Origin of the sequence: Paraburkholderia sabiae (assembly GCF_030412785.1) — a bacterium.
Classification (GTDB): domain Bacteria; phylum Pseudomonadota; class Gammaproteobacteria; order Burkholderiales; family Burkholderiaceae; genus Paraburkholderia; species Paraburkholderia sabiae.
The window spans coordinates 588,304-613,164 of sequence record NZ_CP125295.1 but is presented as its reverse complement, the minus strand read 5'-3'; the positions used below and the strand labels follow the sequence as shown (position 1 = coordinate 613,164).

The 24,861-nt window shown below is 62.1% G+C and carries 22 protein-coding genes; 11 read left to right on the top strand and 11 right to left on the bottom strand.

The features are described 5' to 3' along the window. Nucleotides 1–149 precede the first annotated feature (149 nt). A complete protein-coding gene (locus QEN71_RS02730; RefSeq protein ID WP_201650836.1) occupies nucleotides 150–1,031 on the bottom strand; it encodes an EamA family transporter in 882 nt (293 codons plus the stop codon). 168 nt (nucleotides 1,032–1,199) lie between these two features. Here QEN71_RS02730 and QEN71_RS02725 point away from each other — a divergent pair, with 168 nt between their 5' ends. Beyond that, nucleotides 1,200–2,081, top strand: coding sequence for a pirin family protein (locus QEN71_RS02725; protein ID WP_201650697.1), 882 nt, complete (start codon nucleotides 1,200–1,202; stop codon nucleotides 2,079–2,081). 110 nt (nucleotides 2,082–2,191) lie between these two features. Beyond that, entirely contained in the window at nucleotides 2,192–3,040 is an 849-nt protein-coding gene (trxA, locus tag QEN71_RS02720) for a thioredoxin (RefSeq protein ID WP_201650698.1), read from the top strand. A gap of 75 nt (nucleotides 3,041–3,115) precedes the next feature. On the opposite strand, the gene tcdA is transcribed toward trxA, so the two are convergent. Beyond that, nucleotides 3,116–3,976 (bottom strand): tRNA cyclic N6-threonylcarbamoyladenosine(37) synthase TcdA, encoded by an 861-nt coding sequence (gene tcdA / locus QEN71_RS02715; RefSeq protein ID WP_201650699.1) that lies wholly within the window; start codon nucleotides 3,974–3,976, stop codon nucleotides 3,116–3,118. A gap of 169 nt (nucleotides 3,977–4,145) precedes the next feature. Between tcdA and pdxH the strand changes: the two genes are divergently transcribed. The 3 genes from pdxH (at nucleotide 4,146) to QEN71_RS02700 (ending at nucleotide 7,379) form a co-directional block, all read left to right on the top strand. After that, complete coding sequence (gene pdxH / locus QEN71_RS02710) at nucleotides 4,146–4,784, top strand: pyridoxamine 5'-phosphate oxidase (RefSeq protein WP_201650700.1); 639 nt, start codon at nucleotides 4,146–4,148, stop codon at nucleotides 4,782–4,784. 176 nt (nucleotides 4,785–4,960) lie between these two features. Next, complete coding sequence (locus QEN71_RS02705; RefSeq protein ID WP_201650701.1) at nucleotides 4,961–6,175, top strand: SAM-dependent methyltransferase; 1,215 nt, start codon at nucleotides 4,961–4,963, stop codon at nucleotides 6,173–6,175. A gap of 121 nt (nucleotides 6,176–6,296) precedes the next feature. Further along, nucleotides 6,297–7,379: a DUF72 domain-containing protein gene (locus QEN71_RS02700; protein ID WP_233471811.1), complete on the top strand. Its 1,083-nt coding sequence runs from the start codon at nucleotides 6,297–6,299 to the stop codon at nucleotides 7,377–7,379. 63 nt (nucleotides 7,380–7,442) lie between these two features. Here QEN71_RS02700 and msrA read toward each other — a convergent pair whose 3' ends face one another. Further along, nucleotides 7,443–7,988: a peptide-methionine (S)-S-oxide reductase MsrA gene (msrA, locus tag QEN71_RS02695; protein ID WP_201650703.1), complete on the bottom strand. Its 546-nt coding sequence runs from the start codon at nucleotides 7,986–7,988 to the stop codon at nucleotides 7,443–7,445. 306 nt (nucleotides 7,989–8,294) lie between these two features. Here msrA and QEN71_RS02690 point away from each other — a divergent pair, with 306 nt between their 5' ends. Continuing rightward, complete coding sequence (locus tag QEN71_RS02690) at nucleotides 8,295–8,807, top strand: flavin reductase family protein (RefSeq protein WP_028364570.1); 513 nt, start codon at nucleotides 8,295–8,297, stop codon at nucleotides 8,805–8,807. A 57-nt stretch (nucleotides 8,808–8,864) separates the two neighbouring features. Here the strand turns inward: QEN71_RS02690 and QEN71_RS02685 are convergent, their stop codons facing one another. Next, nucleotides 8,865–9,371: an Lrp/AsnC family transcriptional regulator gene (locus tag QEN71_RS02685; protein WP_201650704.1), complete on the bottom strand. Its 507-nt coding sequence runs from the start codon at nucleotides 9,369–9,371 to the stop codon at nucleotides 8,865–8,867. Between the two features lie 132 nt (nucleotides 9,372–9,503). On the opposite strand from QEN71_RS02685, the gene kynB reads away from it, so the two are divergent. From kynB to kynA, 3 genes are read left to right on the top strand one after another with little or no spacing between them, the layout of a single operon-like run. Next, nucleotides 9,504–10,151, top strand: a complete 648-nt coding sequence (gene kynB, locus QEN71_RS02680) for an arylformamidase (protein ID WP_201650705.1) — start codon at nucleotides 9,504–9,506, stop codon at nucleotides 10,149–10,151. A 26-nt stretch (nucleotides 10,152–10,177) separates the two neighbouring features. After that, entirely contained in the window at nucleotides 10,178–11,428 is a 1,251-nt protein-coding gene (gene kynU, locus QEN71_RS02675) for a kynureninase (RefSeq protein ID WP_201650706.1), read from the top strand. Nucleotides 11,429–11,438: 10 nt separating this feature from the next. Further along, nucleotides 11,439–12,374, top strand: coding sequence for a tryptophan 2,3-dioxygenase (gene kynA, locus QEN71_RS02670; protein ID WP_201650707.1), 936 nt, complete (start codon nucleotides 11,439–11,441; stop codon nucleotides 12,372–12,374). A gap of 615 nt (nucleotides 12,375–12,989) precedes the next feature. Here kynA and QEN71_RS02665 read toward each other — a convergent pair. The 7 genes from QEN71_RS02665 to QEN71_RS02635 form a co-directional block, all read right to left on the bottom strand. Continuing rightward, complete coding sequence (locus QEN71_RS02665; protein WP_201650708.1) at nucleotides 12,990–13,730, bottom strand: SDR family oxidoreductase; 741 nt, start codon at nucleotides 13,728–13,730, stop codon at nucleotides 12,990–12,992. Further along, on the bottom strand, nucleotides 13,727–15,271 hold the full coding sequence (locus QEN71_RS02660; protein ID WP_201650709.1) for an FGGY-family carbohydrate kinase: 1,545 nt from the start codon (nucleotides 15,269–15,271) through the stop codon (nucleotides 13,727–13,729). The genes QEN71_RS02665 and QEN71_RS02660 overlap by 4 nt, the downstream gene beginning before the upstream one ends. Nucleotides 15,272–15,339: 68 nt before the next feature. Continuing rightward, nucleotides 15,340–16,419 (bottom strand): alcohol dehydrogenase catalytic domain-containing protein, encoded by a 1,080-nt coding sequence (locus QEN71_RS02655; RefSeq protein ID WP_201650710.1) that lies wholly within the window; start codon nucleotides 16,417–16,419, stop codon nucleotides 15,340–15,342. Between the two features lie 44 nt (nucleotides 16,420–16,463). After that, nucleotides 16,464–17,465, bottom strand: a complete 1,002-nt coding sequence (locus QEN71_RS02650) for an ABC transporter permease (RefSeq protein WP_201650711.1) — start codon at nucleotides 17,463–17,465, stop codon at nucleotides 16,464–16,466. Continuing rightward, nucleotides 17,452–18,999, bottom strand: a complete 1,548-nt coding sequence (locus tag QEN71_RS02645) for a sugar ABC transporter ATP-binding protein (RefSeq protein ID WP_201650712.1) — start codon at nucleotides 18,997–18,999, stop codon at nucleotides 17,452–17,454. Before QEN71_RS02645 ends, QEN71_RS02650 begins: the two co-directional genes overlap by 14 nt. Before the next feature lie 69 nt (nucleotides 19,000–19,068). Beyond that, entirely contained in the window at nucleotides 19,069–20,022 is a 954-nt protein-coding gene (locus QEN71_RS02640) for a substrate-binding domain-containing protein (RefSeq protein ID WP_201650713.1), read from the bottom strand. 89 nt (nucleotides 20,023–20,111) lie between these two features. Beyond that, nucleotides 20,112–21,134, bottom strand: coding sequence for an AraC family transcriptional regulator (locus QEN71_RS02635; RefSeq protein ID WP_201650714.1), 1,023 nt, complete (start codon nucleotides 21,132–21,134; stop codon nucleotides 20,112–20,114). A 593-nt stretch (nucleotides 21,135–21,727) separates the two neighbouring features. Between QEN71_RS02635 and dalD the strand changes: the two genes are divergently transcribed. Further along, nucleotides 21,728–23,134, top strand: coding sequence for a D-arabinitol 4-dehydrogenase (gene dalD / locus QEN71_RS02630; RefSeq protein ID WP_201650715.1), 1,407 nt, complete (start codon nucleotides 21,728–21,730; stop codon nucleotides 23,132–23,134). 171 nt (nucleotides 23,135–23,305) lie between these two features. Then, a complete protein-coding gene (gene xylB / locus QEN71_RS02625) occupies nucleotides 23,306–24,790 on the top strand; it encodes a xylulokinase (RefSeq protein ID WP_201650716.1) in 1,485 nt (494 codons plus the stop codon). The last annotated feature ends 71 nt before the right edge of the window (nucleotides 24,791–24,861 follow it).

Here is a 24,861-nt window from a genome sequence, read left to right as displayed (position 1 = left end):
TTTCTTTTGCCTACTTTTCTTTGCCGCTGCAAAGAAAAGTAGGTGCCGCCCCGCACAGGGGCAACGCTAATAAACCGCTACGAAACCGCGGATGCCAACCAAAAGAAAAAAAGCAAAGCATAGCGACTAGCGTCGCAGACAAAAAAACCTCACCTTGCCAACGAAAACCTCTGCAAAACCCACCCACCAAAAACATTAACAGCAAGCCCGGCCATAACGAGAACAGCGCCCAGGATCTGGGCCCCAGACAACGCCTCCCCAAGAAAAACCGAAGCCGAAGCAAGCCCAACAATCGGCACGAGCAAAGAGAAAGGCGCGACCTGCCCCGCGGGATACCGCGACAACAACCGGCTCCACAACCCGTACCCGAGCAGGGTTGCAACAAACGCAAGATAAACGATCGCAAACACGGACGACGCCCCAATCCCCGTCAACGCGGCCTCAATCCGCGCCGGCCCTTCGAACATATAAGACAGCACGAAGAAAGGCACAGGCGGAATCAGACTCCCCCACACGACGAGCCCGACCAGATCGACCTTGCCGACCTTCTTCGTGACGATATTGCCGAGCGCCCACATGACAGCCGCACACAGCGTGAGGACAAAGCCGGCGACAGTCATCGCATGACCACCCTGCAGGCCGATCACAGCAAGACCAATCGCCGCGATGACGAGACCAAGCACGTTCTGCGCGCGAAACCGCTCATGCAAAAAGAGCGCCGCAAAACCGAGCGTGAAGAACGCCTGCGCCTGCAGCACCAACGAGGCAAGACCCGCCGGCATGCCGACATACATCGCGGAAAACAAAAAAGCGAACTGCCCGAGCGAAATCGTCGCGCCATAGGCGAGAAGCCAGCGCCACGGCATCTGCGGCCGCCTGACGAAGAACACCGCGGGAAATGCGGCAAGCATGAAGCGCAACGCACCGAGCAGCATCGGCGGAACACCGTGCAGCCCGACCTTGATCACGACAAAATTCACACCCCACGCAACGACGACGACCAGCGCCAGCAGCAGGTCTTTCGGTGACATCTGCACTCCTGTTTTTGCTTGTCTCTGAACCTGAAAGTTTACCGGACCAACCGCCGACACGCCGCCCGCCAATACAACCGACCCCTTTCCATCCCTCGCGCCCTCGAACGCAAGCCGCCGACTCGGGCAGTAGAATGACCCGTCCTGCCCCCCCCAACCGAGCCTGTCATGTCCTCATCGATCAAAGCGGTTCTCAAGCCCCACGTCCGCGACATCGGCAATCTCGCCGTGCGGCGCGTGCTGCCCGCGATGGCCGCGCGTCTCGTCGGTCCGTTCATCTTCTTCGATCACATGGGCCCCGCCACGCTGCCCGCCGGCACCGGACTCGATGTGCGTCCGCATCCGCATATCGGTCTCGCGGCGGTCACGTATCTGTTCGAAGGCGCGATCATGCATCGCGACAGTCTCGGGTCCGAACAGAAGATCGTCCCCGGCGACGTCAACTGGATGACGGCCGGCCGCGGCATCGTGCATTCGGAGCGCACGCCCGAGCCGGAACGCACGAACGGCTCGACGGTCCACGGTATCCAGACGTGGGTTGCGCTGCCGCTCGACGACGAAGACGCCGAGCCTTCGTTCGAACATCACGCGGGCGCGACGCTGCCTGAAATCGAGCGCAACGGCGTGACGCTGCGCATCATCGCGGGGTCGTCGTTCGGCGAGACGTCGCCGGCGCGCACGTTCTCGGGCACGCTCTATGCTGCCGCCCACTTTTCGCCCGGCAGCGTGCTCGCGCTCGAACCGGAGCATGAAGAACGCGGCGTGTATCTGGTCGACGGCGATCTGTCGCTCGACGGCGAGCCGCTCGAAGTCGCGACCATGGCCGTGCTGACGCCCGGCGAAACCGTCACGCTCGCCAGCGCGAAAGGCGCGACGGTGATGCTGCTCGGCGGCGAGAAACTCGACGGCGAACGCTTCATCGAATGGAATTTCGTCGCGAGTTCGCGCGAGAAGATCGAGCAGGCGAAGCTCGCGTGGACCAACCAGGAAATGGGCAAGGTGCCCGGCGAAACGGAATGGATCCCGCTGCCGGAACGCAAGCCGCGCTAGACTGAACGGCATCGACGGCAAGCCACGCCGTTGCGGGACGAGAGGTTCCGCATTGAAACGGCACGCGCCGCCCCCAACTACTACGCCTACCGTTCAAGGAAGAGATAGCAATGGACACCACTCTCGCCACTTTCGAAAAGGACGTCATCAGCGCATCGATGCTCGCGCCCGTACTCGTCGACTTCTGGGCGCCGTGGTGCGGACCGTGCAAGACGCTCGGCCCGATGCTCGAAAAGCTTGAAGCCGAGTACGAAGGCAAATGGCGTCTCGTGAAGGTGAACGTCGACGAGAACCAGGAACTTGCCGCGCACTTCCAGGTGCGCAGCATCCCGCACGTCGTCGCGTTCGCGGACGGACGGCCCGTCGATCAGTTCATCGGCGTGTTGCCCGAAGGCCAGTTGCGCCAGTTCCTCGACCGCCTCGTGCCGGACGGCGCGGAAGCCGCGCGTGCGGAAGCGGCGATCGCGATTGCCGAAGGTCGTCGCGAGGACGCGTACAACGCGCTGAAGGCAGCGCTTGCCTACGATCCCGGCTTCGATGAAGCGCGCCTCGATCTGATGGAACTGCTGCTCGAAGACAACCGCACCGACGAAGCGCAGAACGAAAACGATCTGCTGTCGCCGAAGACGACGCAGGGCATCGACGCGCGCTACAACGCGATCAAGACGCGGCTCGATGCCGTCGACGCCGCCGCCGACCTGCCGCCCACGGGCGCGCTCGAAACGCGCGTCGCCGAGAATCCCGACGATCTCGACGCGCGCTTCGATCTGGCCAGCGCATTCATCGCGCGTCGCAAGTACGACCCGGCTCTCGAACAGTTGCTGTTCATCGTGCAGCGCGACCGCACGTTCCGTGAAGATATCGGACGCAAGACGATGCTTTCCGTATTCGATCTCGCCGCGCATCAGCCGGAACTGGTGGCGAAATGGCGTCGCAAACTGAGCGCGCTGCTGAACTAAGCAATCTCCCTGCACCATGAAAAAACGCGGCCGCCAGGCCGCGTTTTTTTCGTTCGTACGAAGCGGATCCGCGCTTCAGGCCGCCTGCTTCGCCAGCGCACGTAGCACATGCGCGACGGCCGCAAAACCGAAGCTCGCCGTTACGCACACGCTCGAACCGAAGCCCGCGCAGTTCAAACCCACCGGGCCATGATGACCGGGCGACGTCGTGACGTGTTCGGCCTCGTCGTCGATATCGCACACGGCCGCTTCGGGATAAATCAGCGGCTCGTCGGAATACACCGCGCTCACCTTGAATTTCGCTTTCGGTCCGCGCGGAAAACCATGCTGCTTGCGCAACTGTCCGCGCACTTTCGACAGCAGCGGGTCCTGAATGGTCTGCGCAAGATCGTCGATACGGATACGCGTCGGATCGAGCTGGCCGCCTGCGCCGCCGACCGTGATCAACGGCTGCTTGTGCTCGACGCACCACGCGATCAACGCTGTCTTCGTACGCACGCTGTCGATCGCATCGACGACGAAGTCGAAGCCCGCGCCCAGCACCTTGTCGAAGTTACCCGGCTCGATGAAATCTTCGATCACGCGCACGTCGCACTGCGGATCGATCAGCCGGATACGCTCGGCCATCGCATCGACCTTCGGCTTGCCGTAGTTGCCGTCGAGCGCGTGGATCTGCCGGTTCGTATTGCTCTCGGCGACGTTGTCGAGATCGATCAGCGTGATCGTGCCGATCGCCGTGCGCGCGAGCGCTTCCGCCGCCCACGAGCCGACGCCGCCAATGCCGATGACAGCGACGTGCGCGCGTTCGAACGCGGCGAGCGCGCCCGCGCCGTATAGTCGCGCGACGCCACCGAATCGGCGGGCGCGGTCAGCGGTTTCATGCGCGTGATGGTCGGTAGTAAGATCGGATTGCCCGGTGACAAGAGGCGTGGACATGATGTGTAGGTGTGCGTGCATTCAAGCCCGTATTTTGCCTGATCGCGTCGGCACGCGCCCGCGGGTCGCAGCAGGCTCGCCTTGCATCGCGAACGGAACACCGTCCGCCTCAACGCAAAAAAGTTTGTCCTTCGCTATACTGGCCCCACTGTAGCGCTTGCATAAAAATATGAGCACTCTTGCCGACCTCCGCAAAAACTATTCGCTCGGTTCGCTGGACATCGCCGATGCCAATCCGGATCCGTTCGGCCAGTTCGACACGTGGTTCAAGCAGGCCATCGACGCGCAGCTCCCCGAACCGAACACGATGACGCTTGCGACGGTCGACTCCCGCGGCCGGCCTTCGGCGCGAATCGTGCTGATCAAGGGTGTCGACGAACGTGGGTTCGTGTTCTTCACGAACTACGAGAGCCGCAAGGGCCAGGAGCTCGCGCAGAACCCACATGCAAGCCTTCTCTTCTACTGGATCGAACTCGAGCGTCAGGTGCGCATCGAGGGCAGCGTCGTCAAAACGAGCGACGCCGAAAGCGACGCATACTTCGCGTCGCGACCCGTCGGCTCTCGCATTGGCGCATGGGCGTCGGAGCAGAGCAAGGTGATTGAAAGCCGTGCCACGCTGGAAGCGCGAGAACGTGAATTCAGCGCACAATACGGAGAGAACCCGCCGCGCCCGCCGCACTGGGGCGGCTATCGGCTGATTCCCGACGCAATCGAATTCTGGCAAGGACGGCCTTCACGTTTGCACGACCGGCTGCTGTATACGCGCAGCGGAACTGCCGACTGGACGATCGCCCGTCTGTCGCCCTGACACATCGAAAGGCCGGCGCGCGGCCCGTCGTGCTGCACCTGGCATGACGCGTCGCGCCGACGGCTGGATCGCATGCGCGTTGCTCGAAGCCCGAACGCGCGGCCCATGATGGCACGCGCGCGGCGCACTGCGATTCGACAGGCTTTGCTTTGATTCATTGGACACGGAGAAATCACATGTTCTGGGAGAAGAAGCTGGCGCAGTGGGTAGAAGAAGTAAAAGCAAAGGCCAATATTCCGGCGCGCCTCGTGCTCTGGGATGGCCAGCAACATGACTTCGGCGTGTTCGCCGCGCCGGCGGTCACGCTGAAAGTGAACAGCGCGTCGGCGCTGCCCCTCCTGCTCGAACCGAGCCTCGACAATCTCGGCGAGGCGTACGTGAAGGGCAAGATCGACATCGAAGGCAAGCTGTCGGACATCATCAATATCAGCTACTCGCTGGCGCGCAGCACGGTGACGAGCGCGAGCAAGCTGGCGCGCGTGCGGCGCTATTTCAATCACACGAAAACGTCGGACAAGAAGGCGATCCAGTATCACTACGACGTCTCGAACGAGTTCTACAAGCTGTGGCTCGACGAGAACATGGTGTACTCGTGCGCGTACTTCGAGAACGGCGACGAAGATCTCGCCACCGCGCAGATCAAGAAGATCGACCACATCCTCACGAAGATCCAGGTGCAACCGGGCCAGCGTCTGCTCGACATCGGCTGCGGCTGGGGCGCGCTCGTGCTGCGCGCGGCGCAGAAGTTCGGCGCGAAGTGCGTGGGCGTGACGCTGTCGCAGAACCAGTTCGATCTCGCGACGCAACGTGTGAAAGCGGCTGGCCTCGAAGGTCAGATCGAAATCCGCCTGCAGGACTATCGCGACGTGGAAGGCCAGTTCGACCGCATCACGAGCGTGGGCATGTTCGAGCACGTCGGCCGCAAGAATCTGCCGACGTACTTCCAGAAGGTCCACGACCTGCTCGCCGACGAAGGCATCGCGATGAATCACGGCATCACGTCGACGGATTACGACAGCGGCGAAACGGCGCTCGGCGGCGGCGAATTCATCGACCGATACGTGTTCCCCGACGGCGAACTGCCGCACATCAGCCTCGCGCTCGAATGCATGCAGCGCGGCGGGCTCGAAGCTTTCGACATCGAAAGCCTGCGCCGTCATTACGCGCGCACGCTCGACATCTGGGCGGAGAACTTCGAAGCCAACGCGGCGGTTGCGAAGACGCTCGTCGAGGACGAGAAATTCCGTATCTGGCGTGTGTACCTCGCGGGCTGCGCGTATGCGTTCGAAAACGACGACGTGTCGATCTATCAGGTGGTATGCCGCAGGGCAGGCCGCAGCGCGAAGACGCTGCCGTGGTCGCGCCGCTTCATGTACGAGAAGGCGCTGTAAAATCGCGTGATTCCGTTTTGGCCGCGCCGCGCGCTGTTTCGCACGGCGCGCGGCGCGGCAAACTCATTCACGCGAAGCTTCGATGCAACAGGACACGCCTGACGGCACCGCGCAATTCGACATGTTCGGCAATCCCGTCGTCGATCAGACGACGGCTCCCGAAGCACCTGTTCCCGCATCCAACGACGCGCCGCCGAAAAAGCGCCGCGCCCGCGACGTCCTCGCCGCCCCTCCTTCCGACGATCTTCTCCAGCTCGCCAGCCAGTTGCCGCCGCAGGTGCATCTCGGTACATCGACATGGTCGTTTCCGGGCTGGAAAGGCATCGTCTACGGCGACGACTACAGCAACAGCAAGCTCTCGCGCGACGGCCTGACCGCTTACGGCGCGCATCCGTTGCTGCGCACGGTGAGCATCGACCGCTCGTTCTACCAGGCGCTCACCGTCACCGACTATCTGCGGTACGCGCAGCAGGTGCCCGACCATTTCCGCTTCATCGTGAAGGCACCCGCGCTCGTCACCGACGCAACCGTGCGCGCCGAACGCGGCGAGCCGGTGTCCGAAAACCCATGCTTTCTGAACGCGCAACTGGCCATCGATGAGTTCGTGCGGCCGTGCATCGACGGACTCGGCGCGAAGGCAGGCTCACTCGTGTTCCAGTTCTCGCCGCTGCCGATCGAGATGCTTGCGCAACCGGCGCTGTTCGTCGAACGGCTGACGGCGTTCCTCGCCGCGCTGCCGCCGCTGGAAGGCGACACCTGCTACGCCGTCGAAATCCGCGACGCGTGCCTGCTGACGCCGCGCCTGATTCGCGCGCTGAAGGCGACGGGCGTGCGCTATTGCGTCGGCATTCATGCGCGGATGCCCGATCCGTCGCGCCAGGCCGCCGCGCTCGCGATGCTCGATGAAGAACCGGCCGGCCCGCTGATCGTGCGCTGGAGTCTGCACGGCGGCTTCAAGTACGAGCAGGCGAAAGCGAAGTACGAACCGTTCGACAAACTCGTCGACGAAGACCCCGACACGCGCACCGCACTCGCCGAACTCGCCGCGCGCTACGCGATTGCCGGCCAGCCGGTGCTGATCGCGGCGAACAACAAGGCGGAAGGCTCGGCGCCGCTGACCTGCGTGAAGCTCGCGGCGGAAATCGCGGCTGCGTGCGAGCGGCTTCGCAGCGCACAAAAAGAAAGCGCGGCCGAAGCCGCGTAAGGGGGAAAACGCGCGAAAGGCTAGCGCAAGCCGCTCAGCACTCGCACCGCGCAGAGCGTTACATCACGCCTTGATCCGATGCGCAAACTTCTGCCGGAACTTCGCCACCTTCGGCGCGACGACGAACGCGCAATAGCCCTGATCCGGATGCTGCGCGAAGTAGTTCTGGTGATACGCCTCCGCCGCCCAGTAGTTGCCGTCGAGCGGCAGCACCTGCGTGACGATCTGGCCGTCGTAGATGCCTTCGGCGCCGATCTCGCGGATCGCCTGCAGCGCCGTCTCGCGCTGCGCGTCCGAGTGCGTGAAGATCACCGACCGGTATTGCGTGCCGACATCGTTGCCCTGGCGGTTAAGCTGCGTCGGATCGTGGATCGCGAAGAAAATATCCAGAATCTCGCGATAGCTGATGCGCGCCGGATCGAACTCGACCTTGACGACTTCCGCGTGCCCCGTGTTGCCGTCGCACACCTGCTCGTAGGACGGGTTGTCGGCGTGCCCGCCCGCATACCCCGATTCCACCGACGTCACCCCATCGACGCCGAGATACACCGCCTCCAGACACCAGAAACACCCGCCGCCCAGTGTGGCGGTCTCGACTGACTGACTCATGCTCGCTCCTTGGAATGGCTCGCCGCGACGTCCGTCCCGAGGACAAACGCACCGCTCGCCGCAGTCACCTGGACACTCTTCACCGCATCCGACCGGCGCAATATTCCGCGTTTTCGGGGATTCATGCAGGCCACATGCACCATCCGTACCACGCTGACGCCCTTGTCCCGCCGCGCGCCTGCGCCAGAGTCTCTGCGATTGCAGTTAAAATTGGGACAATTCGCCGAATTTCTACATGACCTTCGAACCGTTTTTTTCCATCTGGTCGCTTCATCAAGCGGTCCGTTCGCCGGAATGCCTCTGCCGATGAAGCGCGCCAACCCGCCCAACTTCGACGACGTCTCGTTTCGCCGCGCGCTCAGCCAGTTCGCGACGGGCGTCACCGTCATTACGACACGCGCGCCGTCCGGCGCGTTGATCGGTATCACGGCCAGCTCATTCAATTCCGTCTCGCTGACGCCGCCGCTCGTGCTGTGGAGTCTCGCGACACGCTCGGCCTCGATGCCCGTGTTCCGCTCCAACAGTCATTATGTCGTCAATGTGCTGGCGTCGTCGCAGCTCGATCTGTGCAAGCGCTTTGCGACGGTGAAGGGCGACCGCTTCGAAGGCGTGTCGCACGCAGCGGGCGACACGGGCATGCCCGTACTCGACGGCGCGCTGGCGTGGTTCGAATGCCATAACCGCAGCCGCTACGACGAGGGCGATCACGTGATTTTCGTCGGCGAAGTGGAGCGCTGCGGCGTCCACGAGCAGGCGGCGGAGATCGAGCCGCTCGTGTTCCAGAACGGCGATTTTCACGGACTGAAGCGGATCGGCTGAGCGCTCGCCGCCTTCGCCGCTTGAATTCCTGCCGCGGCTCGCTGGCCAGGGCCGCCGCTAGCCCGGCTGCTGCTGCACCTTCGAGCTCGACACCAGCGCGACGGGCACGCCCGAATCTTCCTTGAGCGTCTGCAGCACGATGTTCGAGCGGATGTCCATCACGCCCGGCGCCTTGTACAGCCGGCCGAGCACGAAATCCGAATAGTGCTTGAGGTTGTGGGCGAGCACCCGCAGCAGATAGTGCGTCTCCCCCGTCACGACGAACGCGCCGACCACTTCCGGCCAGTCGCGCAGCGCTTCCGCGAAGCGCTCGTGCCAGTTTTCCTGGTCGTTGCGCATCGATACCTGCACGAACGCTTCCAGTTCGAATCCCAGCACTTCCCGGTTCAGGCACGCGCGATAGCGCTCGATCACGCCCTGCTCTTCCAGCAGGCGCAACCTGCGCAGACAGGCAGACGGAGAAAGCGAGATGCGCTCCGCCAGATCGAGATTGCTGATTCGTCCTTCGTGCTGCAGCACCGTCAAGATACGGCAATCGGTGGCGTCGAGTGAGATCGCGTTCATTTTCGGTCTCCCTTTCCCGTTTGCCTCAAATTATGTTCCAACGGGGGCGAAATAAACAGTTTTTTTAGCAAGCACATTTCGTTTGATGCCGCCTATTATCGAGATGTAGCAGCCAAACGACATCAGGGAGACATGGACACACTTTGGGACATCACGCCCGCCGTCGATACGGCGACGCCCGTCTGGCCGGGCGACACGCCCGTCGGCATCGAGCGCGTGTGGCGGATGGAGGCGGGTTCGCCCGTCAACGTCGCGCGGCTGACGATCTCGCCGCACACGGGCGCGCACACCGACGCGCCGCTGCACTACGACGCCGACGGCGCCGCGATCGGCGCGGTGCCGCTCGATGCGTATCTCGGCCGATGCCGCGTGATTCATTGCATCGGCGCGACGCCGCTGGTGACGCCGGAGCATCTTTTAGGCTCACTCGATGAAATTCCGCCGCGCGTCCTCCTGCGCACTTACCTGAAAGCGCCAACTACGACCTGGGACAGCGATTTCTGCGCCGTCGCGCCGGAAACGATCGATCTGCTCGCCGCGCGCGGCGTGAAGCTGATCGGCATCGACACGCCGTCGCTCGATCCGCAGGAATCGAAAACGATGGACGCGCATCACCGGATTCGCGCACACCGGATGGCGATACTCGAAGGCATCGTGCTCGACGCCGTCGCACCCGGCGACTACGAACTGATCGCGCTGCCGCTCAAGCTGACAACGCTCGACGCCAGCCCGGTACGCGCCGTGCTGCGCGCACTCCCTGAACAACCGCATTCCGCCTGAACGCTCTTTCGACTGAACGAACCATCATGAATCAACGTGAAGAAGCACTCGCGCTCGACGCATCCGATCCGCTCGCGCCCTTGCGCGACCAGTTCGCGCTCGCGCCGAACGTCATCTATCTGGACGGCAATTCGCTCGGCGTGCCGCCCGCCGCGTCCGCGCAGCGCGCGCAAACCGTAATCGCCGCCGAATGGGGCGAAGGGCTGATCCGCAGCTGGAATACGGCGGGCTGGTTCTCGCTGCCGCGGCGCCTCGGCAACAAGCTGGCCGCGCTGATCGGCGCGGCGCACAACGAAGTCGTCGTCACCGATACGATTTCGATCAATCTGTTCAAGGTGCTGTCGGCGGCGCTGCGGATGCAGGACAAACGCGACCCGAAGCGTCGCGTGATTGTGTCCGAGCGCTCGAACTTTCCGACCGACCTGTACATCGCGCAAGGGCTCATCAAGCAACTGGATCGCGGCTATGAACTGCGTCTGATCGACGATCCGTCCGAGTTGCCCGCCGCGCTCACCGACGACGTCGCCGTCGCGATGATCACGCACGTCAACTACCGCACGGGCTACATGCACGACATGGCCGCGGTGACGAAGCTGATCCACGACAAGGGCGCGCTTGCGCTGTGGGATCTCGCGCACTCGGCGGGCGCCGTCCCCGTCGATCTGAACGGCGTCGGCGCGGACTGCGCTGTCGGCTGCACGTACAAGTATCTGAACGGCGGTCCCGGCTCGCCGGCGTTCGCGTGGGTGCCGTATCGGCATCAGAGCGACTTCGAGCAGCCGTTGTCCGGCTGGTGGGGGCATCGCGCGCCGTTCGCGATGGACCCGACGTATACCGCCGATGATGGCATCGGACGCTTCCTGTGCGGCACGCAGCCGATGGTGTCGATGGCGCTCGTCGAATGCGGCCTCGATGTGTTCCTGCAAACCGACATGCAGGCCATTCGCAAGAAGTCGCTCGCGCTGACCGATCTGTTCATCGATCTGGTCGAATCACGTTGCAAGGAATTTCCGCTCAAGCTCGTGACGCCGCGCGCACATGCACAGCGTGGCTCGCATGCGAGCTTCGAGCATCCGCATGGTTATGAAGTGATGCAGGCACTGATCGCGCGCGGCGTGATCGGCGATTATCGCGAGCCGCACGTGTTGCGTTTCGGCTTTACGCCGCTGTACACGCGTTACGTGGATGTGTGGGATGCCGTCGAGCATCTGCGCCACGTGCTTGCCGAAGAGACCTGGCGTGCGCCTGAATTCGCCGCGCGCGGCGCCGTGACCTGAGGAGCGCGCGATGACCGATCACATGAAGATGATGGACGACAAGCCGGCGCAAGGTTGCCCTTTCGGACATGGCGCAACGCCGGCGCCGCGTGCCGAGCATGCTTCGCATATGGCTGTCGATGAAGGCGAAGGCTGGCACGACGCGCAGCTCGATTTCTCGAAGTCGATGAGTTATGGCGACTATCTGTCGCTCGGGTCTATCTTGCATGCGCAGCAGCCGTTGTCGCCGGATCACAACGAGATGCTGTTCATCATTCAGCATCAGACGAGTGAACTGTGGATGAAGCTCGCGCTGTATGAGTTGCGCGCGGCGCTGGCTTGCGTGCATCGCGATGAGTTGCCGCCTGCGTTCAAGATGCTTGCGCGTGTGTCGCGGATTCTTGAGCAGCTTGTGCAAGCGTGGAATGTTCTCTCGACGATGACGCCTTCCGAATATACGTCGATGCGGCCGTTTCTCGGGAGTTCTTCCGGGTTTCAGTCTTATCAGTATCGTGAGCTCGAGTTCATGCTTGGGAACAAGAATGAGCAGATGCTCAAGCCGCATGCGCATCATGCTGATGTTTATGCCGAAGTTAAAGCTGCGCTTGAAACGCCTTCTTTTTATGACGAAGTTGTGCGCCTGCTTTCGAGGCGTGGGTTTGCTATTGACTCATCGCGGCTTGAGCGCGATTGGACTCAGCCTACCGTGCATGATGCTTCTGTCGAAGCGGCCTGGTTAGAGGTTTATCGTAATCCGTCTCAGCATTGGGAACTGTATGAGATGGCCGAAGAACTCGTCGATCTTGAAGATGCCTTTCGGCAGTGGCGGTTTCGGCATGTGACTACTGTTGAACGTATCATTGGCTTCAAGCAAGGTACTGGTGGCACCAGCGGTGCTACTTATCTTCGTAAGATGCTCGATGTTGTGCTCTTCCCCGAGCTTTGGCATGTGAGAACTATGCTGTAGTTTTTTTGTCTGCGACGCTAGTCGCGATTTTGGTTTTTTTTGCTTTTTTGCCTTTCGGTGCGCTGGCATCCGCGATTTCATGTCGGTATTCATGCGTCGCCCCTGTGCGGGGCAGCACCTACTTTTCTTTGCAGCGGCAAAGAAAAGTAGGCAAAAGAAAGCCGCTTTTGAACCTCCGGTACCTGCCAAGATAGCCCTGCGGCACGCCGCAGTTGGGCTATCGCGCAGCGACGTCCGCACCCCGTAGAAAGCCCGCAGTCAACCGCGCACAGCGCGAAAACCCCACACACCGTCTGGAGCACATACCGCCGCAATCAACTGACGGCAAACACACAAAAACAACCGGCCGAACGTGCCCCAGGTGGATGTCATCTTTCGCGCTGCGCGCGCCTGACTGCGGGCTTTCTACGGAGTGTTTGCGTCACTACGCGACAGCTCAAAGACCGTGCGCCGTGGCGTTATCCTGGGAGACACCGGAGGTTTGAAGCGGCTTTCTTTTGCCTACTTTTCTTTGCCGCTGCAAAGAAAAGTAGGTGCCGCCCCGCACAGGGGCAACGCTAATAGACCGATCCGAACTCGCGGATGCCAGCGAAAGCAAAAACAAAAACAAAAACATCATCTAGCGGTGTAACCACCGTCGATAGGCAGAACAACACCACTAATCATGGAAGCCGCCTCACTGAGCAAAAACAAAATAGGCTCAGCCACTTCGCGCGGTTCAGCGAACCGTTTAAGAGGAATCGCTTGCAAGGCAGGATCACGCTTGGCGGGCTCGCTCCAAGCCTTCACCGCCATAGGCGTCAAAGTAACAGTAGGATTCACGCTATTAACCCGAATGCCATAGGCCCCAAGTTCGACACACAAAACCCGAGTAATAGCATCCATAGCCGCTTTAGAAGCGCAATAACTCAAATGATCATCGAGCCCAACGAGCGCCGCCTGGCTAGACACATTCACAATACTGCCAGCGCGTCCAGCCTCGATCATCCCACGCGCAACATGCCGCGCCACCAACGCGGCACCTCGCGCATTCACACTCATCACGCTATCGAAGCTCGCAGCCGTCGTATCGATAGCGCGCTCAAGAACCGTCGTGCCTGCACAATTGACAAGCCCATCGAAAACGACATCGAGCGAACCCAAAGCTTCATCAATAGCCGCCTCATCGCCAACGTCTAACACCAAAGGCTCACACCCAGTCTCCTCAGCAAGCCGCGCCAGTTCGCCCACGTTGCGCGCCGCCGCCACAACTTGCGCGCCGCTGGCGCACAGCAATTCAACCGTCACGCGACCAATGCCGCTCGAAGCGCCAGTGACGAGAAAAGAGCGCCCGGAAAAATCGAAGGATAGGTTCATTTTGCTTGCAGTCGATGCATGACCGGCTTCAACGCCGGATACAGATCCGTATAAATGCCAAAGCGCTCCGCGTACATCGCCTGTCGCGCCGCATCAGGCTTCACGCGTTCGATCAGCTTCACCCAGCCGCCGCGCGCGACCTCTTGCGTAATCAGCTTCGTGCCGTACGCTGCGAGCAAGGCCGCGCCCATCGCTGCTTCCACGTCCTGCTCTATCGTGTAGACGGGAAAGCCCGTGATGTCCGCAATGATCGACATCCACAAATCCGAATGCGCCGCGCCGCCGACCACGATCAATTTGTCATCAAGCGACTTCGCGCCCTTACGTCCCGCCACGATGTTGTGCTGCAACGCGAACGCGACGCCTTCCAGCACCGCGCGATACAGATGCGCCCGCGTGTGATACAGGTTCAAACCGACGAACGCGCCGCTCGCCTTCGCGTCCCACACCGGGCTGCGCTCGCCCATCAGATACGGCAGGAACATCACGCCATCGGCACCCGCCGGAATCTGCGCGGCATCCTCTTCGAGCAATTGATGCGGGTCGCCGCCCGGAATCGCCTTCGCGGCTTCGACCTCCGCATGACAGAACTGCTCGCGATACCACGTCACCGATGCACCCGCCGTGATCGCTCCACCGAATACGTAAATATCCTGCAGCCCGTTGAACACGTGCGGCATGCTGACAAGTCCATGCCGCGCATCGACGTTCTGGTTGATGTAGCCCCAGCACATGCTCGTGCCGATCATCGCGACATGCTGGCCCGCGCGCGTGGCGCCCGCGGCATACGTCGCCATCGCCGCATCGACGCCGCCCGCGACGATCGCCGTACCCGCATCGAGTCCAAGCTGCTCCGTCCATTGCGACAGCAATCCGCCCACCACATCCGACGATTCGACCAGATGCTCGGGCATCATCGTCGCCGGAATGCCGAGCATGTCGAGCGATTCGTCGGACCAGTCGCGCTTCGCAATGTCATACACACCGCCGATATTGCCCGCCGAACTGTGATCGACAGCCACTTCACCCGTCAGCAGATAAATCACGTATGCATTCGGCGGCAGGAAGAATCGCGTATTCGCCCACACGTTCGGCTCGTTGTCGCGCAGCCAGAGCATCTTCGTGTAGCCGTAATAGCTGTCGACACCGTTGCCCGTGATCGCATACAAGCGGTCGAGATCGACGTTTTCGCGCACCCAGTCGACCTGCGCCGTCGCGCGCCGGTCCATCCAGATCAGGCACGGATACAGCGGCTTCATGTCGCTGTCGACGGGAATGCCCGAGCCGCCGTAAAGACTGCTCACGCACACGGCCTTGATCGCATTCGACGCAACGCCCGCTTCGCGCGCCTTGCCGACACAGCTTGCAATGCACTCGATCACCGCCTTCATCCACACGGTCGGCCATTGCTCGGCCCACAAGGGCTTCGGCGTGTCCGGGTGGTAGCCGCTCGAATGCTGCGCGACGATTTCGCCGTTCTGGTCGACGAGCACAGCCTTCGTGCTCTGCGTGCCGATATCGACGCCGATGACGTAGTTCATAAAGTCTCCGTGTGCGCGTCTTCACGACGCGCACTGTGTATTTTTCGAATGACGGGCGAACTATCCGGCTATCGGGCAGGCTTCATCAACACCTTGATCGAATCGAGCGAATTCGCGACCTTGATCGCTTCGTCCCATTCTTCGAGCGAGAAGCCGTGCGTGACGATGCCTTTCGACGTGACAAGTCCGCGCGCCAGCAGATCGATCGCAATCGGGTAGCAGTAAGGGCCGAGATGCGCACCGCGCACATCGAGTTCCTTGCGGTCGCCGATGATCGACCAGTCCATTGTAGTCTCCGCACCGAACACCGAAAACTCGACAAAACGCCCGAGCTTGCGAATCAGGTCCATGCCCTGATTCACGCCCGCCGGCACGCCCGTCGTTTCGATGTAGACGTCGCAGCCGTAGTTGTCCGTCAGCGACTTGACGATGGCGAGCGCATCGTCGCTCTTCGGATTGATCGTCACGTCCGCGCCATATTCGCGCGCAAGTTCGAGACGCTCGTCGACGAGATCGATCACGACGAGTTTCTTCGGCGTTTTCAGATGCGCGACTTGCGTCATCATCAGGCCGAGCGGGCCCGCGCCCGCGATCACGACGACATCGTCCAGTTGAATATCGCCGCGATTCACCGTATGAATCGCGCATGCCAGAGGTTCGATGATCGCGGCGTCTTCGAGCGAGATGCCGTCAGGAATCTTGTGCACGATGGCCGTCGGCGGAATGCGCATGTATTCGGCCATGCCGCCGTCCGCGACTTCGCGCTGGAAGCCGAAAATGTTATGCACTTCGCACATCCAGTACTGGCCGGATTTGCAATAACGGCACTTGCCGCAAGGCACGATCTGCTCGGCGATCACGCGATCGCCCTTCTTCACGCCGAAATGTTCTTCCGCGCCTTCGCCGATTTCTTCGACATAACCGAAGAATTCATGGCCCGGAATCACGGGCGCTTTCACCCACGGACTCGGTCCGCCCCAGAACATCTTCGCGCCGGAATGGCACTTGCAATCGCTCGCGCAGATGCCGCATGCGGCGATGCGAATCACGAGTTCATGCGCACGCGCCTGCGGTTTCGTCACGCGTTCGACACGATAGTCTTCCGGCGCGTGACACACGATCGCCGTCATGTTTCTTTCTGTGGTCATTGCATTGCCCTGCTTAAAAAGTGGAGAACAGAGGAGAGGAGAATTCACTTCTTGCGTTCGCGGCTGATGTAGATCGCGAGCAGAATGATTCCGCCCTTGATCACGTTCTGCACATACGGATTCACGCCGACCATGTTGAGGCCGTTGTTCAGCACGCCGAGCAGCAGCGCGCCGATCAGCGTGCCGATGATCGAGCCGCGTCCGCCCGAGATCGACGTGCCGCCCATCACCACGGCTGCGATTGCATCGAGTTCGAAACCGACGCCCGCATTCGGCTGGCCGCTCATCAGACGCGAGGTCAACACGATGGCCGCGAAAGAAGACGTCAAACCGGCGAGCGTATAAACGATCAGCTTCACGCGCGCGACGCGCACGCCTGACAGACGCGTCGCCTGTTCGTTGCCGCCTATCGCATACACGTAGCGACCAAACGGCATGCGTTCGAGCAGCAGCCACGCGATCGCGTAGACGACGAGCATGATGAGCACGGGCGCCTGAATGCCGAACACTTTGCCGCTGCCGAAGAAGCTGACCCATTCCGGCAAACCGTCGATCGGATAGCCGCCCGTGTAGATCAGTGCGAGACCGCGCGCGATGCCCATCGTCGCGAGCGTGACGATGATGGGCGGCATGCCCGCGAACGCGACGAAGAAACCATTTGCGACGCCGAAGCCGAGCCCCACCGCAATGCCGATCACGATCGCCGCGACGCCGTTGAGTCCTGCGACCATCAGCCCTGCGGATAAAGTCCCCGACAGCGCCATCACGGAACCAACGGACAGATCGATGCCGCCCGTCAGAATCACGGCCGTCATGCCGACGGCGATGATCGCGTTGATCGATACCTGACGCAGCACGTTTTCCAGATTTGCCGCCGACAGAAAACTGTCGCTCGCGAACACCATCACGATGCACACGACGAGCAAACCGATGAACGGATAGAACAAAGTCGAGCGCTTGATGCTCGCCCAGTTCAGGCGAAACGGCGCGCCCGGCGTATCGGATGCGACCGTCGAAGTCTTGGGAGAAGAGTTAGGCGTGTTCATGCTGTGTTGCTCCACGATTGCCGGTTGATGCACCAGCGGTTGCACCAGCCGTTGCATAAGTCATCACGGCATTCGATTCGATCTGGTCGCCTTCGAGCATCGCTTCGATGCGCCCTTGCCGGAACACGGCAACGCGATCGCACATGCCGACGATCTCCGGCAGTTCCGACGAAATCATGATGATCGAGTAGCCGCGCGCAGTGAGTTCGCGCATCAGCACATAGATTTCCGCTTTCGCGCCGACGTCGATGCCGCGCGTCGGTTCGTCGAAGATCAGGATGTTCGTGTGGTGATTCAGCCAGCGCGCGATCACCACTTTCTGCTGATTTCCGCCCGAGAGCGTCGCGACTTCCGTATGCATAGTCGGCGCCTTCACGCCGACGCGCTTCATGATGTCGGCCGTCGCTTTCGCTTCGCTGCCGTGATCGATGAAGAAGCGTCCCGTGCGGTACTTGCCGAGGTTGTTGATCGAAATGTTCTGCTTGATCGAGAACGACGTGATGAGCCCTTCCGTCTTGCGGCTCTCGGGCAGAATGCCGATACCGGATTTCAACGCATCGGCGGGATCGGACAGATTCACCGCCGCGCCGTTGATGCGGATGTCCTTCACGTGCGCCGCGTCCGCGCCGATCACCGCGAGCGCCGTTTCCGTGCGCCCCGAACCGACCAGTCCCGCGAAGCCGAGTATTTCTCCTTCTCGCAGCGTGAAGCGGTTCGTCGGACCGTCCTTGTGCAATTGCAGCGCGTTCACTTCGAGCACGTTCTTCGCATCGGCGGGAAGCGTCGGCTTCGGCGGAAAGCTGCTTTCGATCTTGCGTCCCACCATCATCTCGACAAGACGGCTCACGTCCGTCTGCGCGACATCCGTCATGCCGACATACTGGCCGTCGCGCAACACCGTGATGCGATCGCACACTTCGAAAATTTCTTCGAGGTGATGCGAGATGAAAATCATCGCGACGCCCTGCTTCTTCAGGTCGCGCATGATCGTGAACAGATGCTCGGCTTCGGCAGGCGTGAGCGTCGCCGTCGGTTCGTCGAGAATCAGAATGCGCGCATTCAGCGATAACGCCTTGCCGATTTCGACGAACTGCTGCTGCGCGACGGAGAGTTCGCGAATCGGCACGGACAGATCGATCGCGACGCCGAGCCGCGCGAAAATCTCCGCGGCCGCGCGGCGCATTTTCAAACGATCGAGCATGCCGAAGCGATTACGCAACTCGCGTCCGAGGAACATGTTCTCGACGGCGTTCAGATACGGAATCAGGCTGAATTCCTGAAACACGATGCCGACTCCCGCCGCCACCGCGTCGTGATAGTTCGTGAAGTGCCGCGCTTCGCCGTCGATCACGATCGTGCCGTCGTCGGGCTGATAGATGCCGCAGAGGATCTTCATCAGCGTCGACTTGCCCGCGCCGTTTTCGCCGAGCAGCGCGTGAATTTCGCCGCGCGCGATCTCGAGATGAATGCCCTGCAGCGCCTTCACGCCCGGAAAGCTCTTCGTGATGTTGTCGAGTTTGAGGATCGTGTCCATCGCGTTTTCCTGTTCACGCAACGGCGTTTAACCGAAATCGAAAACGCCGCTGCATCGTCAACGCCCTGCTTACCAGCTGAAGCCCTTCGCGTTGTCCTTGTCGACGAGCTTCACGTCGACGGGAATCGCCTTCGGCACATTGGCGCCCCACTTCTTCGCGAGCGCCACGCCGATCGCGAGGCGAATCTGGTCGCGCGGGAATTGCGCGGACGTTTCGATGAACTTCGAATTCGGCTTCTGGATCGCGGTGATCGCTTCCGGCGCGCCGTCGACGCTCGTCAGCTTGATGTCCTTGCCCGACGATTCGATCGCGGACAACGCACCCATCGAGCCGCCGTCGTTCACGCTGAAGATGCCCTTCAGGTTCGGATGCGCCTGGATCATGTTCTCGGTGACGGACAATGCCGTCGCACGTTCCTGCTTGCCGTTCTGCGTATCGACCACTTTTACGTTCGGGAACTTCGCGAGTGCCGCCTTGCAGCCGCGCACGCGTTCGAGAATCGGCACGACGGGAATGCCGTCGAGAATCGCCACTTCGCCGCTTCCGCCGATCGCTTTCGCGAGGTATTCGCACGACATCTGGCCCGCGTCGAAATTCTTCGAGCCGACGAACGAATCGACGGGACCGTTCGCGTTTGCATCGACGGCGACGACCACGGCGCCCGCCTTCTTCGCCGACGTCACGGCCGACTGGATGCCCGTCGAATCCGTTGGGTTCACGAGCAGGATGTCGATCTTCTTTTGCAGCATGTCTTCGACGTCGCTGACCTGCTTGCTCACGTCGTGATGCGCGTCGGTGACGACGACGGTCGCGCCGATCGATGCGGCGGCATCGTTGAGCGCCTTTTGCATCGTCACGAAGTACGGATTGTTCAGCTCCTGAAACGTCATGCCGATCTTCAGCGGCGCGGCGTTCGCGGTGGCGGGCGCGAACAGCGGCGCGGCGAGCATCACGGCGGCGAAGGCCAGCGTTGCGCGAACGCGCAAGGTGCGTGACTGATGCGATGAATGGCTGTGCGTCATGGTTTGTCTCCGTTTTTGAGGATGAGTGCTTCCCTCGCGCTGTCTGGCAGCGCGATGAGCAGGTGAAACGTCGGGATTGCTGAGGTGCCCTAGGTCGTCAGGATCGGCGGACCGGAAGGCGGATACGCCGCTGGCGCGGCGCGCGGCTGGCCGTGCGCATGAACCTGGGTTTGCGCGGCCGGCACGATCGAGGGCGCGTTGGCGATGCCCTTGCCGAGCGCCGCCGCCGCTTCGGAAGCGACGCGGCTCGCGTCGTTCAGTTGCTGGAAGCGGCGAAACTTCGACGGGGCCATGCCTTTCGCGGTGAGAAACTGCCGGTTGAAGTTCGACAGATTGTTGAAGCCGACCTTGTAGCAGATGTCGGTGACGCTCAGGTCATCGTCCATCAGCAGCTGGCACGCGAGGTTGATGCGCATCCGGTTCACGTACTGCACGAACGTCAAACCTGTGTGCCGGCGGAAGTAGCGCGAGAACGCGCTCACGCTCTGGCCCGCGAGTTGCGCGAGTTCCGATTCGCGCAACTCGGACGACAGGTTCTTGCCGATATACGACAGCACGTGATTGATGCGCGTCGACGCGAAGCTCGTCGGGTCGATCTGATACGCGGGGCTCGCGAGCAGTTCGCGGTCGGTCGCGTTCAGCAGGATCTCCATCATCGACAGAAACAGCACGATGCGGCGCAGGCCGCGCGCGTCGAGCAATTCCATGAAGAGCGGCTGGATTTTCGCGCTGGTTTGCGGACCGAACGACACGCCGCGCCGCGAATCGGCGAGCAGCGCTTCGAGCGTGCGCCACTCGGGGAAGCTCTCCGTGCAATGCGCGACGAAGTCCTGCGGGAACTGCACGACGAGATTGCGCTGTTCGATCGTCACGCCTTCGGGCACTTCGCTGACCCAGTTGTGCGGCAGGTTCGGGCCCATCAGCACGAGATTGCCCGGCGCGAACGGACCGATGTAATCGCCGACGAACATCTTGCCCGTCGTCGCGACGATCAGATGGATTTCGAATTCCGGATGAAAGTGCCAGCGCACCGTGCGGTACGGGAAGCCGTGATACCACGCCTTGAACGATTCGTCGCGGCGTACGGTGACCAGTTCGAGATCGGGTTGCACGTCGGTCTCCTGACGCGCGGCTCAAAGGCCCGGCTGCGCGCTTTCCACGCAACCCGCAAGCGGAGCTGCATGTTGATGCGCGTGCAACGAGGTAACCGGCATGACGAAGCCCTTCATCTGTCTTCCTCCTGTGTCTGCGTCGCTGTTGTTGCTCTTGTTGTGTGTACCGAAAGTTAGACCCCGGACGCAATAGAGGCCACTAGAAATGAGACCGCCGACCGATACTTTTTTGCATTCGGGTTAATCCTGGCGCTTTCATTGTCAAATTTGATGCAATGCAACAGCCTCGCAAGCGCATGTCCGGCAAGACGCGGCGCGAGCGTCACATGCGCTGCACAGGCCCGCCCCGTCGCGCTGCGCCACGAAAAAGCCGTGTCCTTCGCCTTGACATTCAATCGAGCGGATACGATCATTAGTTCACGTCAAGAGCAAATGCTCTTCAATTCAAACGTTGGGTTCACAACGTCGAGACAGCTTCTAGACTTATCCGAAGGAACGCACGCGAAAGACCGTGCGCACAAGATTTTCAAAACCAGCATGGGACCGGAGCAAGACGCTCGACGCACGAACTCCGGCCGACACAGGAGACGCATATGAACAGCGGCGAAAGCGGCGCAAGCAGGCAGGTGATCCTGCATATCGGCGCAGGCTCATTCCATCGCGCGCACCAGGCCTGGTATCTGCACCGGCTCAACGAAGCGCGCAAGCCCAACGATCCGCACTGGTCGCTGACCGTCGGCAATATCCGCAGCGACATGAATGCCGTCGCCGATGCGCTCGCTGCGCAGAACGGCGTCTACACGCTCGAAACCGTCACGCCGCAAGGCGAGCGAGCGTACGAAACGATCCGCTCGATCGAACGCGTCGTGCCGTGGTCGGCGAATCTGGATGCGCTCGTCGAAGCGGGCGCCGACCCCGCGTGCAAGATCATCGCGTTCACGGTCACGGAAGGCGGCTATTACCTCGACGAGCACGACAAGCTCGATACGGCTAATCCCGATCTCGCCGCGGATCTGAACGGCGCGCGCACCACGATTTACGGCGCGCTCGCTGCGATTCTCGAAGCGCGCATGCAGCGCAATGCCGGTCCCGTCACGCTGCAGACCTGCGACAACCTGCGCAGCAACGGCGACCGGTTCAAGGCAGGCATGACGCAGTTTCTCGAACGACGCGGCGCGACTGCGCTGCGTCAGTGGTTCGATGCGAACACCGCATGTCCCAACTCGATGGTCGATCGCATTACGCCGCGTCCGACGCCCGACGTGCGCGAGCGCGTGAAGGCCGCGACCGGTTTCGACGACGCCTGCCCGGTGATGGGCGAATCGTTTATCCAGTGGGTGATCGAGGATCACTTCATCGCCGGACGTCCCGCGTGGGAACAGGTCGGCGCGGAACTCGTCGAGTCGGTGCTCCCGTACGAAGAAGCGAAGATCCGCATTCTCAACGCGACGCATAGCTGCATCGCATGGGCGGGCACGCTCGTCGGCCTGTCGTATATCCACGAAGGCACGCTCGACGCCGAGATCCGCCAGTTTGCGCACGACTACGTGACGCAGGACGTGATTCCGTGCCTCACGCCCAGTCCGCTCGATCTCGCGAAGTATCGCGACGTCGTGCTCGAACGCTTCGGCAATCCGTATATCCAGGACACGAATCAGCGTGTCGCCGCCGATGGCTTCTCGAAGATTCCCGGCTTCATCGCGCCGACGCTATCCGAATGCTTCGCGCGCAAGGCCGAGCCGAACGCGACGGCGATGCTGCCCGCGCTGTTCCTGCGCTTTCTCGATCGCTGGCAACAGGGCAAGCTGCCGTACACGTATCAGGACGGCGTGATGGACGAAGGCGTCGCGCGCGGCTTCTTCAAGGCCGCCGATCCCGTGCAGGCGTTCTGCGCCGACCGGCTGCTGTGGGGCAGCATGGCGGGCATGGCTTCGCTGGAAAACGTCGTGCGGTCGGCGCTCGGCCGCGTCGATGCGTGGCTTGCCAAGCGGGGCAAATAACGCAGCTTCACACTCGTAGCGACATGGCCGCGCATGGACTCCGTTCACGCGCGGCCGCTCTCATTGATCGCCGCGTTCGAACCATGCCATCCGCCAGGTCTTTTGCGCATGGCATCGCACGCAGCATGCGGCTAAAGTAGCGCATCTCCTACCGACGAAGGTTTCGCGCCCATGTATCTCGGCATCGACCTCGGCACGTCCGAAGTGAAAGTTCTGCTGCTCGCCTCCGATGGACGCGTGATCGGCACGGCAGGTTCTCCATTCACCGTTTCGCGGCCGCATCAGCGCTGGTCGGAGCAGAATCCGTCCGACTGGTGGCAAGGCACACGCGAAGCGCTGTTCGCGCTGCGCGGCCGCTTTCCCGAACAGTTCGCGCAGATTCGCGGCATCGGGCTGTCGGGACAGATGCACGGCGCGGTGCTGCTCGACAGCGAAGATCGCGTGCTGCGTCCCGCGATCCTGTGGAACGACATGCGCGCCGTCGAGGAATGCGACGAGCTGTATCGACGCGCGCCGGACCTGCACAAGATCGCCGGCAATCTGGCGATGCCCGGCTTCACCGCGCCGAAGCTGCTGTGGGTCGCGCGTCATGAGCCGGAGATTTTCCGGCAGACCGCGTGTGTGCTGCTGCCGAAAGATTATTTGCGCCTGCAACTGACGGGCGACAAGGTCTCCGATCCGTCCGACGCCGCCGGCACGCTCTGGCTCGATGTCGCGCAGCGCGACTGGTCCGACACGCTGCTCGCGGCTTGCGATCTGAACCGCTCGCACATGCCGCGTCTCGCGGAAGGCAGCGCGTCGTCGGGCGTGCTGCGGCGCGAGCTGGCGGAAGAACTCGGCTTGCGCGAACCCGTCGTCGTGGCGGCGGGCGGCGGCGACAACGCGACGAGCGCAATCGGCATCGGCGCGACGCAACCGGGCGACGGCTTCGTGTCGCTCGGCACGTCGGGCGTGCTGTGCGTGATCGGCAACAGCTTCCGGCCGAATCCCGAGTCGGCTGTGCACGCGTTCTGTCACGCGATCCCCGATCGCTGGCATCAGATGAGCGTGGTGTTGTCGGCGGCGAGCTGTCTGCGCTGGGTGTGCAAGCTCACATCGACCGACGAGCCGACGCTGCTCGCCGAAGTCGAAAAACTCTCCGACGAAGCGCTCGTCACCGCGCCGCTGTTCCTGCCGTATCTGTCGGGCGAGCGCACGCCGCACAACGATCCGTATTCGCAGGGCGTGTTCTTCGGCATGACGCACGCCACCGATCGCGCGTTGCTCGGCTATGCGGTACTCGAAGGCGTGACGCTCGCGCTGACCGACGGCCTCGACGCGTTGCGCGCGGCGGGCACCGAAGTAAATGCGCTGTCGCTGCTGGGCGGCGGTGCGCGCAGCAACTACTGGGCGCAACTGCTCGCCGATTCGCTGAACACGACCACGCGCAAGCATGGCGGCGGCGAAACGGGCGCGGCGCTCGGCGCGGCGCGTCTGGGCTGGCTCGCGGCAGGCGGCGATCCCGCGAAGGTGCTGACCAAGCCGCCCGTCGAAATCGAATTCACGCCGAACGCGCAGCGACATGCCGTGCTGCGCGAGCGGCTCGCGAGTTATCGTGCGCTGTACCGGCATGTGAAGCCGATGTTCGCGCCCGCGCGCGAAGCGAACGCGGCGTAAAGCAACGCGCGCATTGAACGTGCAGCAGACGGCGATGAACGTCACAGCATGCAGCGCACCAGAACGCCCGA

Excerpts from the sequence above, each read along its gene's own strand:
- kynB (WP_201650705.1), top strand. The coding sequence starts at position 9,504 with ATGGACACACTTTGGGACATCACGCCCGCCGTCGATACGGCGACGCCC.
- QEN71_RS02700 (WP_233471811.1), top strand. The coding sequence starts at position 6,297 with ATGTTCGGCAATCCCGTCGTCGATCAGACGACGGCTCCCGAAGCACCT.
- QEN71_RS02690 (WP_028364570.1), top strand. The coding sequence starts at position 8,295 with ATGAAGCGCGCCAACCCGCCCAACTTCGACGACGTCTCGTTTCGCCGC.
- msrA (WP_201650703.1), bottom strand. The coding sequence starts at position 7,988 with ATGAGTCAGTCAGTCGAGACCGCCACACTGGGCGGCGGGTGTTTCTGG.
- QEN71_RS02705 (WP_201650701.1), top strand. The coding sequence starts at position 4,961 with ATGTTCTGGGAGAAGAAGCTGGCGCAGTGGGTAGAAGAAGTAAAAGCA.
- QEN71_RS02655 (WP_201650710.1), bottom strand. The coding sequence starts at position 16,419 with ATGACCACAGAAAGAAACATGACGGCGATCGTGTGTCACGCGCCGGAA.
- QEN71_RS02725 (WP_201650697.1), top strand. The coding sequence starts at position 1,200 with ATGTCCTCATCGATCAAAGCGGTTCTCAAGCCCCACGTCCGCGACATC.
- QEN71_RS02645 (WP_201650712.1), bottom strand. The coding sequence starts at position 18,999 with ATGGACACGATCCTCAAACTCGACAACATCACGAAGAGCTTTCCGGGC.
- trxA (WP_201650698.1), top strand. The coding sequence starts at position 2,192 with ATGGACACCACTCTCGCCACTTTCGAAAAGGACGTCATCAGCGCATCG.
- QEN71_RS02650 (WP_201650711.1), bottom strand. The coding sequence starts at position 17,465 with ATGAACACGCCTAACTCTTCTCCCAAGACTTCGACGGTCGCATCCGAT.
- tcdA (WP_201650699.1), bottom strand. The coding sequence starts at position 3,976 with ATGTCCACGCCTCTTGTCACCGGGCAATCCGATCTTACTACCGACCAT.
- QEN71_RS02640 (WP_201650713.1), bottom strand. The coding sequence starts at position 20,022 with ATGACGCACAGCCATTCATCGCATCAGTCACGCACCTTGCGCGTTCGC.
- QEN71_RS02730 (WP_201650836.1), bottom strand. The coding sequence starts at position 1,031 with ATGTCACCGAAAGACCTGCTGCTGGCGCTGGTCGTCGTCGTTGCGTGG.
- QEN71_RS02665 (WP_201650708.1), bottom strand. The coding sequence starts at position 13,730 with ATGAACCTATCCTTCGATTTTTCCGGGCGCTCTTTTCTCGTCACTGGC.
- dalD (WP_201650715.1), top strand. The coding sequence starts at position 21,728 with ATGAACAGCGGCGAAAGCGGCGCAAGCAGGCAGGTGATCCTGCATATC.
- pdxH (WP_201650700.1), top strand. The coding sequence starts at position 4,146 with ATGAGCACTCTTGCCGACCTCCGCAAAAACTATTCGCTCGGTTCGCTG.
- kynA (WP_201650707.1), top strand. The coding sequence starts at position 11,439 with ATGACCGATCACATGAAGATGATGGACGACAAGCCGGCGCAAGGTTGC.
- xylB (WP_201650716.1), top strand. The coding sequence starts at position 23,306 with ATGTATCTCGGCATCGACCTCGGCACGTCCGAAGTGAAAGTTCTGCTG.
- QEN71_RS02685 (WP_201650704.1), bottom strand. The coding sequence starts at position 9,371 with ATGAACGCGATCTCACTCGACGCCACCGATTGCCGTATCTTGACGGTG.
- kynU (WP_201650706.1), top strand. The coding sequence starts at position 10,178 with ATGAATCAACGTGAAGAAGCACTCGCGCTCGACGCATCCGATCCGCTC.
- QEN71_RS02660 (WP_201650709.1), bottom strand. The coding sequence starts at position 15,271 with ATGAACTACGTCATCGGCGTCGATATCGGCACGCAGAGCACGAAGGCT.